This is a genomic window from Rufibacter sp. XAAS-G3-1 (assembly GCF_013623775.1).
In the GTDB taxonomy this organism is placed as follows: Bacteria; Bacteroidota; Bacteroidia; order Cytophagales; family Hymenobacteraceae; genus Nibribacter.
Map to the genome: position 1 here is coordinate 1 of NZ_JABFAM010000011.1, position 13,360 is coordinate 13,360.

Sequence of the window (13,360 nt, forward strand, 5' to 3'; positions counted from 1 at the left end):
CCCCAGAAGGGTTCCTGCTCAAGATAGTCCTGTTCCTTTTTGCCTACACAATCAACAAATGTATTTAATCGCAACTTGAGTTACTTAATCTATGGCAGTGGTATCACCTGAGAAGCCAGCGGTGTCAATGGGAGCAGCCGTGGTTTCAGCAATATCAGTGGCGGTAGTAGCATTTTCCATGGTTTCAGAAGAGGGAGTAGAAGTCTCCTGTGCTTGTTTTGATTCGCACGCAGTGAAAGTAAGCAAAACCGCCGCTGCTAATGATAGAACTATCCTCATAAAGGGTAAAAAGCTAAATAGGGTTTAGTAGGTAAGTCGCAGAAGAAAGAAATAAGCGTTGGCCGCTTACTTCTTTCTGAACACTAAGTTAATGGGCACGCCCGCAAAACCAAAATGCTCGCGCATACGGTTCTCCAGGAAGCGCGTGTATGATTCTTTGATGTACTGCGGCAGGTTGCAGAAAAACGCAAACGTAGGCGTGTTGGTAGGCAACTGCGTCACATACTTTATCTTCACAAACTTGCCTTTGATGGACGGCGGCGGATAGCGCTCAATCTCCTTCAGCATGGCATCGTTCAGTTTAGACGTCGGGATTTTCATACTCCGGTTCTCGTGCACCTGAATGGCCGTTTCAATGGCCTTGTGTACCCGTTGCTTGTTCAGCACCGAGATGAAAACGATAGGCGGATAGGCGATAGGCGCAATCTTCTCCAGAATGGCGTTCTCCATGTCACGCATGGTGTTGGTCTCTTTCTCCACCAAGTCCCACTTGTTCACCAAAATCACCAAACCTTTCCGGTTTTTGTCGGCCAGTCCGATGATGTTCATGTCCTGGGCTTCAATGCCACGGGTGGCGTCTAGCATGACAATCACAATATCGCTTTCCTCCAGCGCGCGCACCGACCGAAGTACCGAGTAAAACTCGATGTCTTCGTGTACTTTGCTTTTCTTCCGAAGCCCGGCCGTATCTACAATGATGAATTCTTTCCCGAACGCGTTGTAGTGCGAGTGGATAGAGTCACGGGTGGTACCGGCCACGTCCGTCACGATGTTACGCTCCTCGCCCAGCAGCAAATTCACGAACGAAGACTTGCCTACGTTGGGTCTGCCCACCACGGCAATGCGCGGAATACCGGCCTCGGGGTTTTCAATTCCTTCCTCGGGGAAGTGCTTGATTACCTCATCCAGCAGTTCGCCCGTTCCAGAGCCGTTCTGGCTGGAAACCGGGTAAATCTCGCCTTCAAACCCTAAAGCGTAAAACTCACCGGCCAAGTGACCGCGCGCGTGCGTATCGGCTTTGTTGGCCACAATGTACACGGGCTTGTCTGTGCGGCGCAGTACATCGGCAAACTCTTGGTCTAATCCCGTTAAACCCGCGTCCACGTCTACCATGAACAGAATCACATCGGCCTCTTTGATGGCCAGTTCTACCTGCTTTCTGATTTCCTCTTCAAAGATGTCATCTGACCCGCGCACGTAGCCGCCGGTGTCAATGACGGTGAAGTATTTGCCTGTCCAGTTTCCGTGGCCGTAGTGGCGGTCACGCGTCACGCCGCTCTCATTGTCCATGATGGCTTTGCGGTGCCCTACTAACCGGTTGAACAGGGTTGATTTGCCCACGTTGGGGCGTCCTACAATGGCGATTGTATTTTGTGCCATATCTACTTAAATGTGCGTTTTGAGGCTCCTTTTAAAGAATCACTCCCAAAACGCGGGTGAATCCCCGCGGTATCGCCTTCGTGGCGCCGCCTAGGGCACTATTTTTAGTTGTCAGTTATTAGTTATCAGTTGTTAGTGAAAAGTCAAAAGCAAAAGGGTGTACTTCTGACGGCTATTAACTTACAACTAATAACTGACAACTGACAACTACAAACTATTATACCCGAACCGATCCAGCAGGCGTTTATCGGCGCGCCAGTTTTCGTTCACGCGCACGTACAGGTCCAGGAACACTTTTTTGCCGAAGAACTCTTCCATGTCCAGGCGGGCCTGGGTGCCTACTTTCTTCAGGGCCGCGCCTTTGTCACCGATCACAATGCCTTTCTGGCTTTTGCGCTCCACACTAATTTCGGCGCGCATTCTGATGATGGTTTCGTCTTCCTTGAACTCTTCCACCACTACTTCGCAGCTGTAGGGAATCTCTTTTTTGTAGTTCAGGAAAATCTTCTCCCGTATCATCTCGGCCGCAAAGAAACGCTCAGGCTTGTCGGTTAGTTCATCTTTGGGATAATACGCCGGGTGCTCGGGGAGTAAGTCCAGAATCTTCTGGAAAACGCCGGGCGTGCCTTGGCTGTGCAACGCCGAGATGGCCAGGTATTCCTGCGCGGGTAATTGCTCTTTCCAGTACTCCACCTTGGCAACTACCTCTTCCTGCGTGGCCTGGTCAATCTTGTTGATGAGCAGCAGAATAGGGGCTTTGGCTTTGCGAAGGCGCTCCACCACTTCGCTTTCGTCGTGCTTTTCGTAGATATCGGTCACAAACAAAATGACATCGGCGTCTTCCAGCGAGGCGTGCACGAAACGCATCATGGACTCATGCAGCTCATACTGGGGCTGAATGATGCCGGGCGTGTCTGAGTACACAATCTGAAAATCCTCAGAGTTCAGGATTCCCATGATGCGGTGGCGGGTGGTTTGGGCTTTTGAGGTGATAATGGAGAGTTTCTCGCCTACCATCACGTTCATCAACGTGGACTTGCCTACGTTCGGCTTGCCGATGATGCTTACAAACCCTGCTTTGTGCGGCTTCTCTTCCATTTTTATCACCTCCATTTTGAAATAGTTTGCAAAGGTACGGCTTTTTAATGAGTTCTGACTCAGGAGTTCAGAGGCTACCCTTGTACTTACGAGGCCCTTGCTGTTACGTTTCTGGCCCATTTTCAAGAAAACAGCCTAAAACAGGAACATGAGCCCAACGCTGGCGCGAACTGAGGGGAACGGAATATTCTCTGATCTCCATAGATATTCAAAACAATTATAGGCCAATCCTGCTTACTTCTGTTTCAGGCTTATTTTAAAGAAAATAACCTTAAAACCGGAGTAGCCGTCTCTATAGCTCATTGAGACTATCTATTGGAAAATGATGCATATCACCCATCTGGCTCATGCCAACTGCTACTCAAATCCGTATCTTTGCCCCTCAATTGAAAGCGTATGAAAAGTGGAGCCCCTGGCAAAACAGGAGTATTATTAGTGAACCTCGGCACGCCGGACTCTCCCAGCGTACCGCACGTGCGCAAATACCTGCGCGAATTTTTGTTGGATAAACGGGTGCTGGACATCGCCGCGCCTTCCAGATACATGTTGGTCAACGGCGTGATTGCGCCGTTCCGGGCCCCAAAATCGGCGAAGATCTATGCGCAGCTATGGACGGAACGCGGCTCGCCGTTGCTGTTCCACGGACTGGATTTGCAGCGGCTGGTGCAGGAGAAACTAGGCAAGAATTACCACGTGGCCTTTGGTATGCGGTACCAGAGCCCAAGTATTGAGAACGCCTTGAAGGAACTGCAGGAGAAAGTGGTAGACCGTATTGTGGTGCTGCCGCTGTTTCCGCAGTATGCCTCGGCCAGCACGGGTTCTGTGCAGGAGAAAGTGATGGAGATTGTGAGCAGGTGGGAAATCATTCCAGACATCAAGTTCATCAGTACGTTCTGCAACCACCCCGGCTTTATTGGCACCTTCGCCGAGATCGCCCGTGCCCACATGGCCCAACGCGACTACGACCACTTTGTCTTCAGTTACCACGGCTTGCCCGAGCGCCAGATCCTGAAAGGCAGCACCAAGGGCTATTGCCAGTTGGGCGTCTGTTGCAACACGTACCACAGCCGCAACCGCTACTGCTACCGTGCGCAGTGCTTCGAGACCTCGCGGCAATTGGCCAAAGCCCTGAACATTCCGGAGGATAAGTACACCGTCTCGTTTCAGTCCAGATTAGGCAAAGACCCCTGGCTGAAACCGTACTCTGATTTTGTTCTGAAAGATTTGGCCGCCGCCGGCGTGAAAAGTGTCTTGGCTTTCAGCCCCGCGTTTGTCGCCGACTGCCTGGAAACCACCATTGAAGTAGGCAAGGAATTCAAAGAAGAATTTGAAGCCGCCGGGGGCGAACACTGGCAACTGGTGGAAAGCCTGAACACACATCCAAGTTGGGTAAATGCCGTGACGCAAATGGTGCAGGAAGCTTGAGTTAGTAGTTAGTGGCACGTATCATGTAGCAGGATTTGGATTCAAAAGGAGAAGCCCAGGCAAATGCCTGGGCTTCTCCTTTTGTGTGGGTATCTTGTTTTCAGCCTGTTTCTTGGCAAACGTGCCCCAAACGCTATCCGCCCCTCTTACTGGCGCGAGTATCCAGCCTCGCCGGGAACCGAGGGCGGAGAAGCTCTTAGCATAGACGCCCGCAGGTCTAAAAACGCTACGAGGTCTTTGGAGCAAGCGGTATTGCGACGGTGACCAGCAACTCCCCTCCTAACTTAGGAAAGGTGCCCGGAGGGCGGGGCGGTAAAAAAGTACTAGCCTGAGCTATAGGAGTTATTTATCTACTATCCCGCTTTCGCTGCTAACGCTAGAGGCTGGTCAGAGACTACCCGCTATAGTTAGACACGAGTTACAAACTCGCGCCAGCGTATTCTTTGTTGTCAGGAAACCAGAGCAACTATCTCTTCCTTAAATCCGCTTGAAGTCTACCCATTTCTCGGTGATGACCGGTGAGTGGTTTTGAAGCAGGTTTAGCAGTTCTTCTCCTTGGTTGGCAATGATCAAATTGTGGCGTTGCTCGGCTTTCAGGAACCCTTCGGTCACGGCTTGGTCTAGCATCTGCAGAAAAGGAGTGAAGTAGCCATTTACATTGTACAGAGCAGCTGGTTTCTGAATGATCTTGAGTTGGTTCCAGGTCACAATCTCGCAGAACTCGTCAAACGTCCCGAAGCCGCCGGGCATGGCCACAAAGGCATCTGACTCGGCGGCCATGAGGGCTTTGCGCTCGTGCATGGTTTGCACCACGTGCAGTTTGGTGAGGCCCGTATGCGCAACTTCCATGTCTAGCAGGCTCTGCGGAATCACACCTACCACTTCACCGCCTCCGGCCAGCACGGCATCGGCTACCACGCCCATCAACCCCACTTTTCCACCACCGTACACCAACCTGATCCCTTTTTGGGCGAACAGCGTTCCCAAGGCCTGGGCTGCCTCACGATAGACTGGATTGTGGCCGCTGCTGGCCCCGCAAAAAATAGCGATGCTTTTCATCTCTGTATTGTTTTATGGATGGAAAACAAAGGTAGCGATTCCCGCAGTTTCTGTTTTAGGCCTCTTTTCAGAAAAACAGGCTTAAACTAAACTCCCTTACCCATTCCGCAAGTTGAAAACCTGAAGCAGAAGGTGCGAGGCTACTTTAGGGCCGTTTTTCTAAAAACAGCCCTAAGAGCATGTTTAAATTTCATCTTTGCGCTACAAACGACCATAAAAAGAACCTGCGTTCACCTTTTTCTGGCCGTTTTCGCCAGCAAACCTCAAATTTAAACAAGCTCTAAAGCAGAAACGGGAGCCACTAACGCAGCTCCCGTTTTTATCTAACATCAGGAGACATTTTCAAATCTCCTCATTTCCACATCTTCAAATTAATACGCTCGCGCAAAGTACACGCGTCTGTTGGACGGTTTACCAGTCACCATGTCCACGCCTTCTTCCTCAGGAGTATCCAGGGCAATGCAGCGGATGGTGGCTTTGGTTTCTTCTTTGATGCGTTCCTCGGTTTCCGGGGTGCCGTCCCAGTGGGCCAGGATGAAGCCGGGCTTCTCGTCCAGCAGGCGCTTGAACTCTTCGTAGGAGTCCACCTTGGTAGTATTCGCTTCCCTGAAGTCTAAGGCTCTTTGGAAGATACTGGTTTGCATCTCGTCCAGCAACGCTGGAATCAGGTTCACCAGATCGTCAAACTGCTGCGAGCTTTTCTCTTTGGTGTCACGGCGGGCTACTTCGGCGGTGCCGTTCTCCAGGTCGCGGCCACCAATGGCGATGCGTACGGGTACACCCTTCAGCTCCCACTCGGCAAACTTGAAGCCGGGGCGCTCGGTGTCACGGTCGTCAAACTTCACAGAGATGCCTTTGGCCTCCAGTTGTTTTTTTAAGCCTAAAACCTTTTCAGAGATTTGCACCAGTTGCTCCTCCCCTTTGTAAATAGGCACAATCACTACCTGGATAGGCGCCAGTTTTGGAGGTAGCACTAGTCCTTCGTCATCTGAGTGGGCCATGACCAGAGCGCCCATCAGACGGGTACTTACGCCCCAGGAAGTTCCCCATACGTGCTCCAACCCGCCTTCTTTGGTCGCGAACTTCACGTCAAACGCTTGCGCGAAGTTCTGGCCCAGAAAGTGGGAGGTGCCGGCCTGCAGGGCTTTCCCGTCTTGCATCAAGCCTTCAATGCAGTAGGTATCCAAAGCTCCGGCGAAGCGTTCGTTGGGTGTTTTCTTACCTCGTACTACTGGCAAAGCCAGGAAGTTCTCGGCGAAATCGGCGTAGACGTGCAGCATGCGCTCGGTTTCTTCCACGGCTTCCTGGGCGGTGGCGTGGGCGGTGTGCCCTTCCTGCCACAGGAACTCGGCGGTCCGCAGGAACAGGCGCGTGCGCATTTCCCAGCGTACTACGTTGGCCCATTGGTTGATGAGCAGCGGCAGGTCGCGGTAGCTTTGGATCCAACCTTTGTAAGTGCTCCAGATAATGGCCTCTGAGGTAGGGCGCACAATGAGTTCTTCCTCCAGTTTGGCGTTGGGGTCTACGCGCAGTTTGCCGGGCTTGTCGGGATCGGTTTGCAGGCGGTAGTGCGTGACCACGGCACATTCTTTGGCGAAGCCTTCGGCGTTCTGTTCTTCGGCCTCAAACAAACTTTTGGGCACAAATAGGGGAAAATACGCGTTGGAATGTCCTGTTGCTTTAAACATGTCATCCAGCACGCGCTGCATCTTTTCCCAGATGGCGTACCCGTACGGTTTGATGACCATGCAGCCGCGTACGGCCGAATTCTCGGCCAGTCCGGCCCGTTTTACTAACTCATTATACCACAGCGAATAATCTTCACTGCGTTTAGGCAACCCTTTGCTCATTTTTTGTATCTTTGATAAAGAAGAAATATATAGCGAATCCTGAATAACCCGGCATAGAATTTGCTTCTTTTTTGAAGAATTCTATACCTTTTCGGTTCAAAAATACGTTAATAAATCTGAATAGAAACGTTGGCGAACCGGATACTCGTGTGACTAGGCTTCGTGAATTGATCTGCATCCATTACCAACTACTATACTCCCATGAAATATACTACAAATAAACTGCTGATACTTCCGCTCCTGGGTTTTCTGGCGGCTGGGTGTACCACGTCTTCTAACTTACAAACCAGTGAGGTAGATGATGTGTACTTTTCCTCCCAAGACAAGGTTACCTACGTGGAACCGGCCTTGGACATGACGGTAGAAGGGGCTTTCTCCTCTGAAACCAATGACGCCTCAGAGGGAGGGGACATAACAGAGCGCGTGAGCGACCCTGGGTCTTATGCCCAAACCAACCGCAGAAACAATACCCCTTACCAGTACTCTTACTATGATGCGCCGTTCGGGAATCCTTTTTATGCGTATGCCTCGCCTTTTTACTCGCCGGGCCGCTATTACTCCAGAGCGATCATGATGGATCCCTGGATGGATCCTTTTTATGATCCGTTCTACGGCCCAAGCATGGCCAGTATGGCTATGTATGATCCTTTCTGGCCGCGTCCGGGCTTGTCTATTGGCATAGGCCTTGGCTTTGGCCGGTATTACAATCCGTGGGGCTACGGCTACGGTTATGGCAATCCTTACAGATACGGTGGCTTGTATGGCGGTGGGTACTATGACAACTATTATGGTACTGGCGGAAGGGTAATTGCCAACAGAGTGTCTTATGGCCGCCGCGATGACAGAAGCTCTAATGTGGCAGGCCGCAATCCTAACATCTCGCGGGACAACCGCGGAAGTGTTGCCGCCCCGGCCACGAACAGGTCTGGCAACGCCCTTATCCAACCGGGCAGCAGAACCAGCAATGCCACCATTGAACCTGGCAGCAGCAGAACCCGTTCTTCTTCCAGAGCTGGGGTCACCAATGCAGACGGCACAGTACAGCCGCGCCGCAGACAGATCTCTACTCCGGCAGGAAGCCAGACCCAGGAAATAAATGCTCCGGCCCAAAGAAGGTCACGTGTCAGCACCGGCTCAGAAGTTAGCCAGCCTACCAGACGCCAGCGGACGGAGTACACGCCAGCTCCAAGGCCAACCGAGACCCGTACCCGCTCTTATGAACCAGCCCGTTCGTATGAGCCGTCCCGCTCCTCCTCCTATGAGCCATCGCGTTCATCGTCTTCCGGCACCAGCGGTGGCGGCGGAAGCAGCTCAGGTGGTGGTGGAAGCCGCAGAGGCAGAAATTAATCCTTTTCTCTCAAAAACTACATGAAACGATATAGCTTTCTTTTGGCCTGCCTGGCGTTGCTAGGCAGTGCCGGGAAGAGCTTTGCCCAGAATGAGGTAGATGCTCTCCGTTACTCCCGCACAGATATTGGCGGTACAGCCCGCACCATGGGCCTTGGCGGCGCCAACGTAGCCTTAGGTGGCGATGCCGGAAACCTTTCCAGCAACCCCGCCGGCCTAGGCCTTTTCAGACGCTCAGAGATCACGGTGTCTGCCGGTGTCAACGTAAACGAAGTGAACAGTGCGGTCTATGGTTCTGCCAGCACCAACAGCCGCAACAACCTTAACATCCCAGGTTTCTCAGCGGTGTTCTCTACCCGCAAAGCAGATGATGAGGAAGGTGACTGGCGTTCCAGCTCTTTTGGCTTAGGCTATACCCGGCTGAATAACTTCAACCAACGCTCCTTTTACCGGGCCACCGGCGGCGAAGAGAACCTGAAGTTTGGCGAATATGCCGCCCAACGGGCCAACGCTTTCGGCTTGCCGGTAAATTCAATCCAGGAACTGGCCTATGAGACCTATTTGATTGATGAAGACAATGAAGGTTTCTTTTCTCCGTATTGGGTAGAATCCAACGTGTTTCAGGAGAATATTGAGTCTACCGGTTCTCAGAACCAATGGGACTTTGCCTACGGAGCCAGCTTCCGCGACAAGTTTTTCATAGGCGCCTCTTTAGGCTTGACTACCGTGCGCTTTAAGCAAACCAGAATCTACTCTGAAGAAGGCCCCGCCTCTAATATCACCGACTTGACTCTTAGAGACGAGCTGACCACCGAAGGGAACGGGATAAGTTTACGGGTGGGTGCCATCTACAGACCAAGTGATGCCTTACGCCTTGGGTTCTCAGTACAGTCGCCTACCTGGTACAGGTTGATTGACCAATTCAATACGACTCTGGCAGTTAACTACAATCAAGCTCCAGAGGAAGGAGCCTCTTTGAACCAGTTCTTTCCTTCTGAGCTGGGCGAGTATGAGTACAAACTTTCAACCCCTTTCAAAGCTAATGCCGGGGCGGCCTTCTTCCTGGGTAAAAACGGCTTCATCACCGCCGATGTGGAATATGTAGATTACAGCAGCGCTCGCTTAGATGCTGATGATTCTTTCCAAACCGAGAACCAGAATATCCAGAACGTGTATGACAAAGCCTTGAACTTCCGCCTGGGCGCTGAAGCCCGGCTGAACATCTTTAGACTAAGAGCTGGTTATGCCCTGCACGGCGACCCTTTCAAAGACAGTGAGGTAAACCAGGCTAAGTCTTTCTACACCGCTGGTTTTGGGATCAGGCAAAACAATTTCTTCATTGACGGAGCCTTGGTGTACAGCAAGTATAACAGTGTGTACTCACCTTATGTCAACTATGAAGTGAACAACCAGAATTCTGAGTTCTACAACCTGTTGGTGCCAACTGTGACAAACAAGCATGCTAACACCAACTTTGTAGCCACCGTTGGCTGGAACTTCTGATCCGTTTCCAGGCTGATTTTCCTAGAACAGCCTGGAAACAAACTAAAAGCAGAGGGCTCTCCTGAAGTATTAGGAGAGCCCTCTGCTTTTATGGTAACACAGAGCTTTAAACGAGATTTGCTCTGTTCTAGGTAACGACCAAATAGGTCTCCTTTTTGAGGCTGTTTTCCTAAAACAGACCCTAAACGCTTTAAAACAGAGAGGCCACTCCTTTTCCGGAAGTGGCCTCTCTGTTGAAATATAAGGTATGCTTAAATATGAATGGCTCTGTTCTCTGTGGCAGCTAAACAGGCTTCTTTCATGGCCTCGGTATAGGTTGGGTGCGCGTGGCTCATGCGGGCAATGTCCTCGGCAGAAGCCCGGAACTCCATGGCTACTACTGCCTCGGCAATCATGTCTGCGGCGCGGGGCCCGATCATGTGCACGCCCAGGATTTCATCCGTCTTTGCATCGGCTAACACCTTCACGAAACCATCTGTGTCCATAGATGCTTTGGCACGGCCCGATGCTTTGAACGGGAAAGAACCGGCTTTAAACGCCACGCCTTGTGCTTTCAACTGCTCCTCGGTAAATCCTACGCCTGCTACCTCTGGCCAGGTGTACACCACGCCTGGGATCAGGTTGTAGTTGATGTGTGGTTTTTGACCGGCCATTATTTCGGCTACCAATACCCCTTCTTCCTCGGCTTTGTGGGCCAACATGGCTCCACGAACCACATCCCCAATGGCGTAGATGCCGGGTACATTGGTTTGTAGGTGATCGTCTACGGCAATCATGCCGCGTTCGCCCAGCTGCACGCCTGCGTTTTCCAGGCCTAAACCTTCGGTGTACGGCTTGCGGCCCACAGACACCAGGCAGTAGTCGCCGTCAAAGGTAACAGTTTCGCCTTTAGGGGTTTCTGCGGTTACTTTCACCGTCTCGCCTTCCACTTGTGCACCAGTTACTTTATGCCCGAAGAAGAATTGGAAGCCCAATGTTTTCTTCAGTACGCGCTGTAGTTCTTTTCCTAACGCCCTATCCATGGTAGGAATGATGGCATCGGTGTATTCCACCACGCTTACTTTCGCGCCTAAGCGGGCGTACACAGAACCTAGTTCTAAACCAATCACGCCGCCGCCAATCACAATCAGGTGCTTTGGTACCTCTTTCAAGGTCAACGCCTCAGTAGACGTGATGATGCGGTTTTTATCAACCGGCAGGAACGGCAAATTCACCGGCTTAGAGCCCGTGGCAATGATCGTCTTGTCGGTCTCAATCTGCTGCGCAGTACCGTCTTGGCCCGTAATTTTGATGGTGTTCTTGCTCAGGAAAGAACCAAGGCCGTTGTACACGTCTACCTTGTTCTTCTTCATGAGGTAGGCAATGCCGTCATTGTTTGACTTGATTACCTCTCCCTTGCGTTTAATCATCTGCTCTAGGTTCACCTGCAGGTTATCCAGCTCAATGCCGTGCGTCTTGAACGTGTGCGCCGCGTTATGGAAATGCTCAGATGAATCTAAAAGCGCTTTAGACGGAATACAGCCTACGTTCAGGCAGGTACCGCCCAAGACGGAGTATTTTTCAATAATGGCAGTTTTCAGGCCCAGCTGCGCACAACGAACCGCTGCTACGTAGCCCCCGGGGCCAGAACCGATTACCGTTACATCGTATTTCATGATCTTTCTTTTTATGTGAGAAAAGGCTCCGTACCCACTCTTACAAAGCAGCACGGAGCCTTTCGTTTTTAACTTATTTTCTAGAAAACACGCCTAAAACGCGTGTTAGATTCCGAGTAATAAACGCATTGGATCTTCCAGCAACTCTTTCACGCGCACCAGGAAGCTCACAGACTCACGACCGTCAATGATGCGGTGGTCATACGAAAGCGCCAGGTACATCATTGGGCGGATTTCCACTTGGTTGTTGATAGCCACCGGACGGTTCACAATGTTGTGCATACCCAGGATGGCCGATTGCGGCGCGTTGATGATGGGTGTTGACATCATGGAACCGAACACCCCACCGTTGGTGATGGTGAAGGTACCGCCCGTCATTTCGTCAATACCAAGTTTGTTTTCGCGGGCACGCTTGGCCAGGCGTACCACTTCTTTCTCAATACCGTCTAAGCTCAAACCTTCGGCGTTGCGGATTACCGGCACTACCAGACCTTTAGGGGCAGACACCGCGATAGAGATGTCGCAGAAATCATTGAAGACCATTTCGGCCCCGTCAATTTGGGCGTTCACGGCTGGCCACTCTTGCAAGGCAACCGTACACGCCTTCACGAAGAACGACATAAAGCCTAAGCCTACTTCGTGCTTCTCTTTGAACTTGTCTTTGTATTTGGCTCTAATGTCCATGATCGGCTTCATGTCTACCTCGTTGAAGGTGGTCAACATAGCCGTTTCATTTTTCACCGAAACTAAACGACGCGCTACGGTTTTACGCAAGCTGCTCATCTTCTCACGACGGCTGTTACGGACACCAGGAGCGGCCGGAGCAGCGGCAGATTCTTTTGCAGCTGGGGCAGCAGAAGCGGCGGCAGGCTGCGGAGCCGGAGCAGCCGGACGAGCCTGTGCGTTTTGGGCATCTTCTTTGGTGATGCGTCCGTCACGACCGGTACCATTCACGTCAGAAGCGCTAATGCCTTTCTCAGAAAGGATTTTACCTGCGGCCGGTGATGGCGTACCGCTCGCGTAGGTGGTAGAACCACCGTACCCAGAAGACGCCGCTTGCGCTGGTTGAGCAGCCGGAGCACTTAACTGCGGAGCAGGAGACGTAGAAACACCAGAACCAGCCCCTACCTCAATACGGCAGATAGTAGCACCAATCTCAACAGTATCACCTTCCTGGGCAACGATTCTCAGAACGCCCGCAGCTTCGGCCGGAAGTTCAAACGTAGCTTTGTCAGACTCCAGTTCGCACAACACTTCGTCCATGGCTACCTGGTCGCCATCGGCTTTCAGCCACTTAGAAATAGTCACTTCAGAGATGGACTCTCCTACCGTTGGGATTTTCACATCTAAGGTCTGACCAGTTCCGGCGCCGCCACCTTGCGGTTGGTTAGGAATACCTTGGCTTGGCGTGTTCTCAGCGGCCACTGTGCTCTGCGGATCCGTTACTGATTTAGATTCAGTAAGGCTGTGCTGAGAAGAGACAGTAGTAGGCTGCGGCGTAGAAGCACCTTGCCCGGCTCCCTCAATGCTACAGATTACTTCGCCAATGGCGATAGTGTCGCCTTCCTGGGCTTTTATTCTTAGAATACCGGCAGCCTCGGCGGGCAGCTCAAAGGTAGCTTTGTCTGATTCCAGTTCGCAGATTACCTCGTCCATGGCCACTTGGTCGCCATCTTGTTTGAGCCACTTGGCAATGGTTACCTCCGTGATGGATTCGCCAACTACCGGCACTTTTACGTCTAATGCCATAATCTCTTTTTAGAT

At 51.7% G+C, this 13,360-nt stretch carries 9 protein-coding genes; 3 read left to right on the plus strand and 6 right to left on the minus strand.

Annotated features, from left to right (window positions below; genetic code table 11):
- Positions 1-345 precede the first annotated feature (345 nt).
- Both der and era read right to left on the minus strand, forming a co-directional pair.
- On the minus strand, positions 346-1,659 hold the full coding sequence (gene der / locus HHO50_RS13665) for a ribosome biogenesis GTPase Der (protein WP_181306626.1): 1,314 nt from the start codon (positions 1,657-1,659) through the stop codon (positions 346-348).
- A gap of 207 nt (positions 1,660-1,866) precedes the next feature.
- Positions 1,867-2,757 carry a GTPase Era gene (gene era, locus HHO50_RS13670; protein WP_181306763.1) on the minus strand — a complete coding sequence of 297 codons (891 nt, stop codon included), beginning with the start codon at positions 2,755-2,757 and terminating at the stop codon, positions 1,867-1,869.
- 396 nt (positions 2,758-3,153) lie between these two features.
- Here era and hemH point away from each other — a divergent pair, with 396 nt between their 5' ends.
- Complete coding sequence (hemH, locus tag HHO50_RS13675) at positions 3,154-4,182, plus strand: ferrochelatase (RefSeq protein WP_181306627.1); 1,029 nt, start codon at positions 3,154-3,156, stop codon at positions 4,180-4,182.
- Between the two features lie 477 nt (positions 4,183-4,659).
- Here the strand turns inward: hemH and HHO50_RS13680 are convergent, their stop codons facing one another.
- Complete coding sequence (locus tag HHO50_RS13680; RefSeq protein WP_181306628.1) at positions 4,660-5,241, minus strand: TIGR00730 family Rossman fold protein; 582 nt, start codon at positions 5,239-5,241, stop codon at positions 4,660-4,662.
- A gap of 371 nt (positions 5,242-5,612) precedes the next feature.
- A complete protein-coding gene (gene proS, locus HHO50_RS13685) occupies positions 5,613-7,091 on the minus strand; it encodes a proline--tRNA ligase (RefSeq protein WP_181306629.1) in 1,479 nt (492 codons plus the stop codon).
- A 201-nt stretch (positions 7,092-7,292) separates the two neighbouring features.
- On the opposite strand from proS, the gene HHO50_RS21440 reads away from it, so the two are divergent.
- On the plus strand, positions 7,293-8,438 hold the full coding sequence (locus HHO50_RS21440) for a hypothetical protein (RefSeq protein WP_181306630.1): 1,146 nt from the start codon (positions 7,293-7,295) through the stop codon (positions 8,436-8,438).
- Positions 8,439-8,459: 21 nt separating this feature from the next.
- A complete protein-coding gene (locus tag HHO50_RS13695; protein ID WP_181306631.1) occupies positions 8,460-9,941 on the plus strand; it encodes an OmpP1/FadL family transporter in 1,482 nt (493 codons plus the stop codon).
- A gap of 251 nt (positions 9,942-10,192) precedes the next feature.
- On the opposite strand, the gene lpdA is transcribed toward HHO50_RS13695, so the two are convergent.
- Both lpdA and odhB read right to left on the minus strand, forming a co-directional pair.
- Positions 10,193-11,596, minus strand: coding sequence for a dihydrolipoyl dehydrogenase (lpdA, locus tag HHO50_RS13700; RefSeq protein ID WP_181306632.1), 1,404 nt, complete (start codon positions 11,594-11,596; stop codon positions 10,193-10,195).
- Positions 11,597-11,701: 105 nt separating this feature from the next.
- Positions 11,702-13,345, minus strand: a complete 1,644-nt coding sequence (gene odhB / locus HHO50_RS13705) for a 2-oxoglutarate dehydrogenase complex dihydrolipoyllysine-residue succinyltransferase (protein ID WP_181306633.1) — start codon at positions 13,343-13,345, stop codon at positions 11,702-11,704.
- Between the last annotated feature and the right edge of the window lie 15 nt (positions 13,346-13,360).

Excerpts from the sequence above, each read along its gene's own strand:
- HHO50_RS13695 (WP_181306631.1), top strand. The coding sequence starts at position 8,460 with ATGAAACGATATAGCTTTCTTTTGGCCTGCCTGGCGTTGCTAGGCAGT.
- hemH (WP_181306627.1), top strand. The coding sequence starts at position 3,154 with ATGAAAAGTGGAGCCCCTGGCAAAACAGGAGTATTATTAGTGAACCTC.
- der (WP_181306626.1), bottom strand. The coding sequence starts at position 1,659 with ATGGCACAAAATACAATCGCCATTGTAGGACGCCCCAACGTGGGCAAA.
- HHO50_RS21440 (WP_181306630.1), top strand. The coding sequence starts at position 7,293 with ATGAAATATACTACAAATAAACTGCTGATACTTCCGCTCCTGGGTTTT.
- HHO50_RS13680 (WP_181306628.1), bottom strand. The coding sequence starts at position 5,241 with ATGAAAAGCATCGCTATTTTTTGCGGGGCCAGCAGCGGCCACAATCCA.
- proS (WP_181306629.1), bottom strand. The coding sequence starts at position 7,091 with ATGAGCAAAGGGTTGCCTAAACGCAGTGAAGATTATTCGCTGTGGTAT.
- odhB (WP_181306633.1), bottom strand. The coding sequence starts at position 13,345 with ATGGCATTAGACGTAAAAGTGCCGGTAGTTGGCGAATCCATCACGGAG.
- lpdA (WP_181306632.1), bottom strand. The coding sequence starts at position 11,596 with ATGAAATACGATGTAACGGTAATCGGTTCTGGCCCCGGGGGCTACGTA.
- era (WP_181306763.1), bottom strand. The coding sequence starts at position 2,757 with ATGGAAGAGAAGCCGCACAAAGCAGGGTTTGTAAGCATCATCGGCAAG.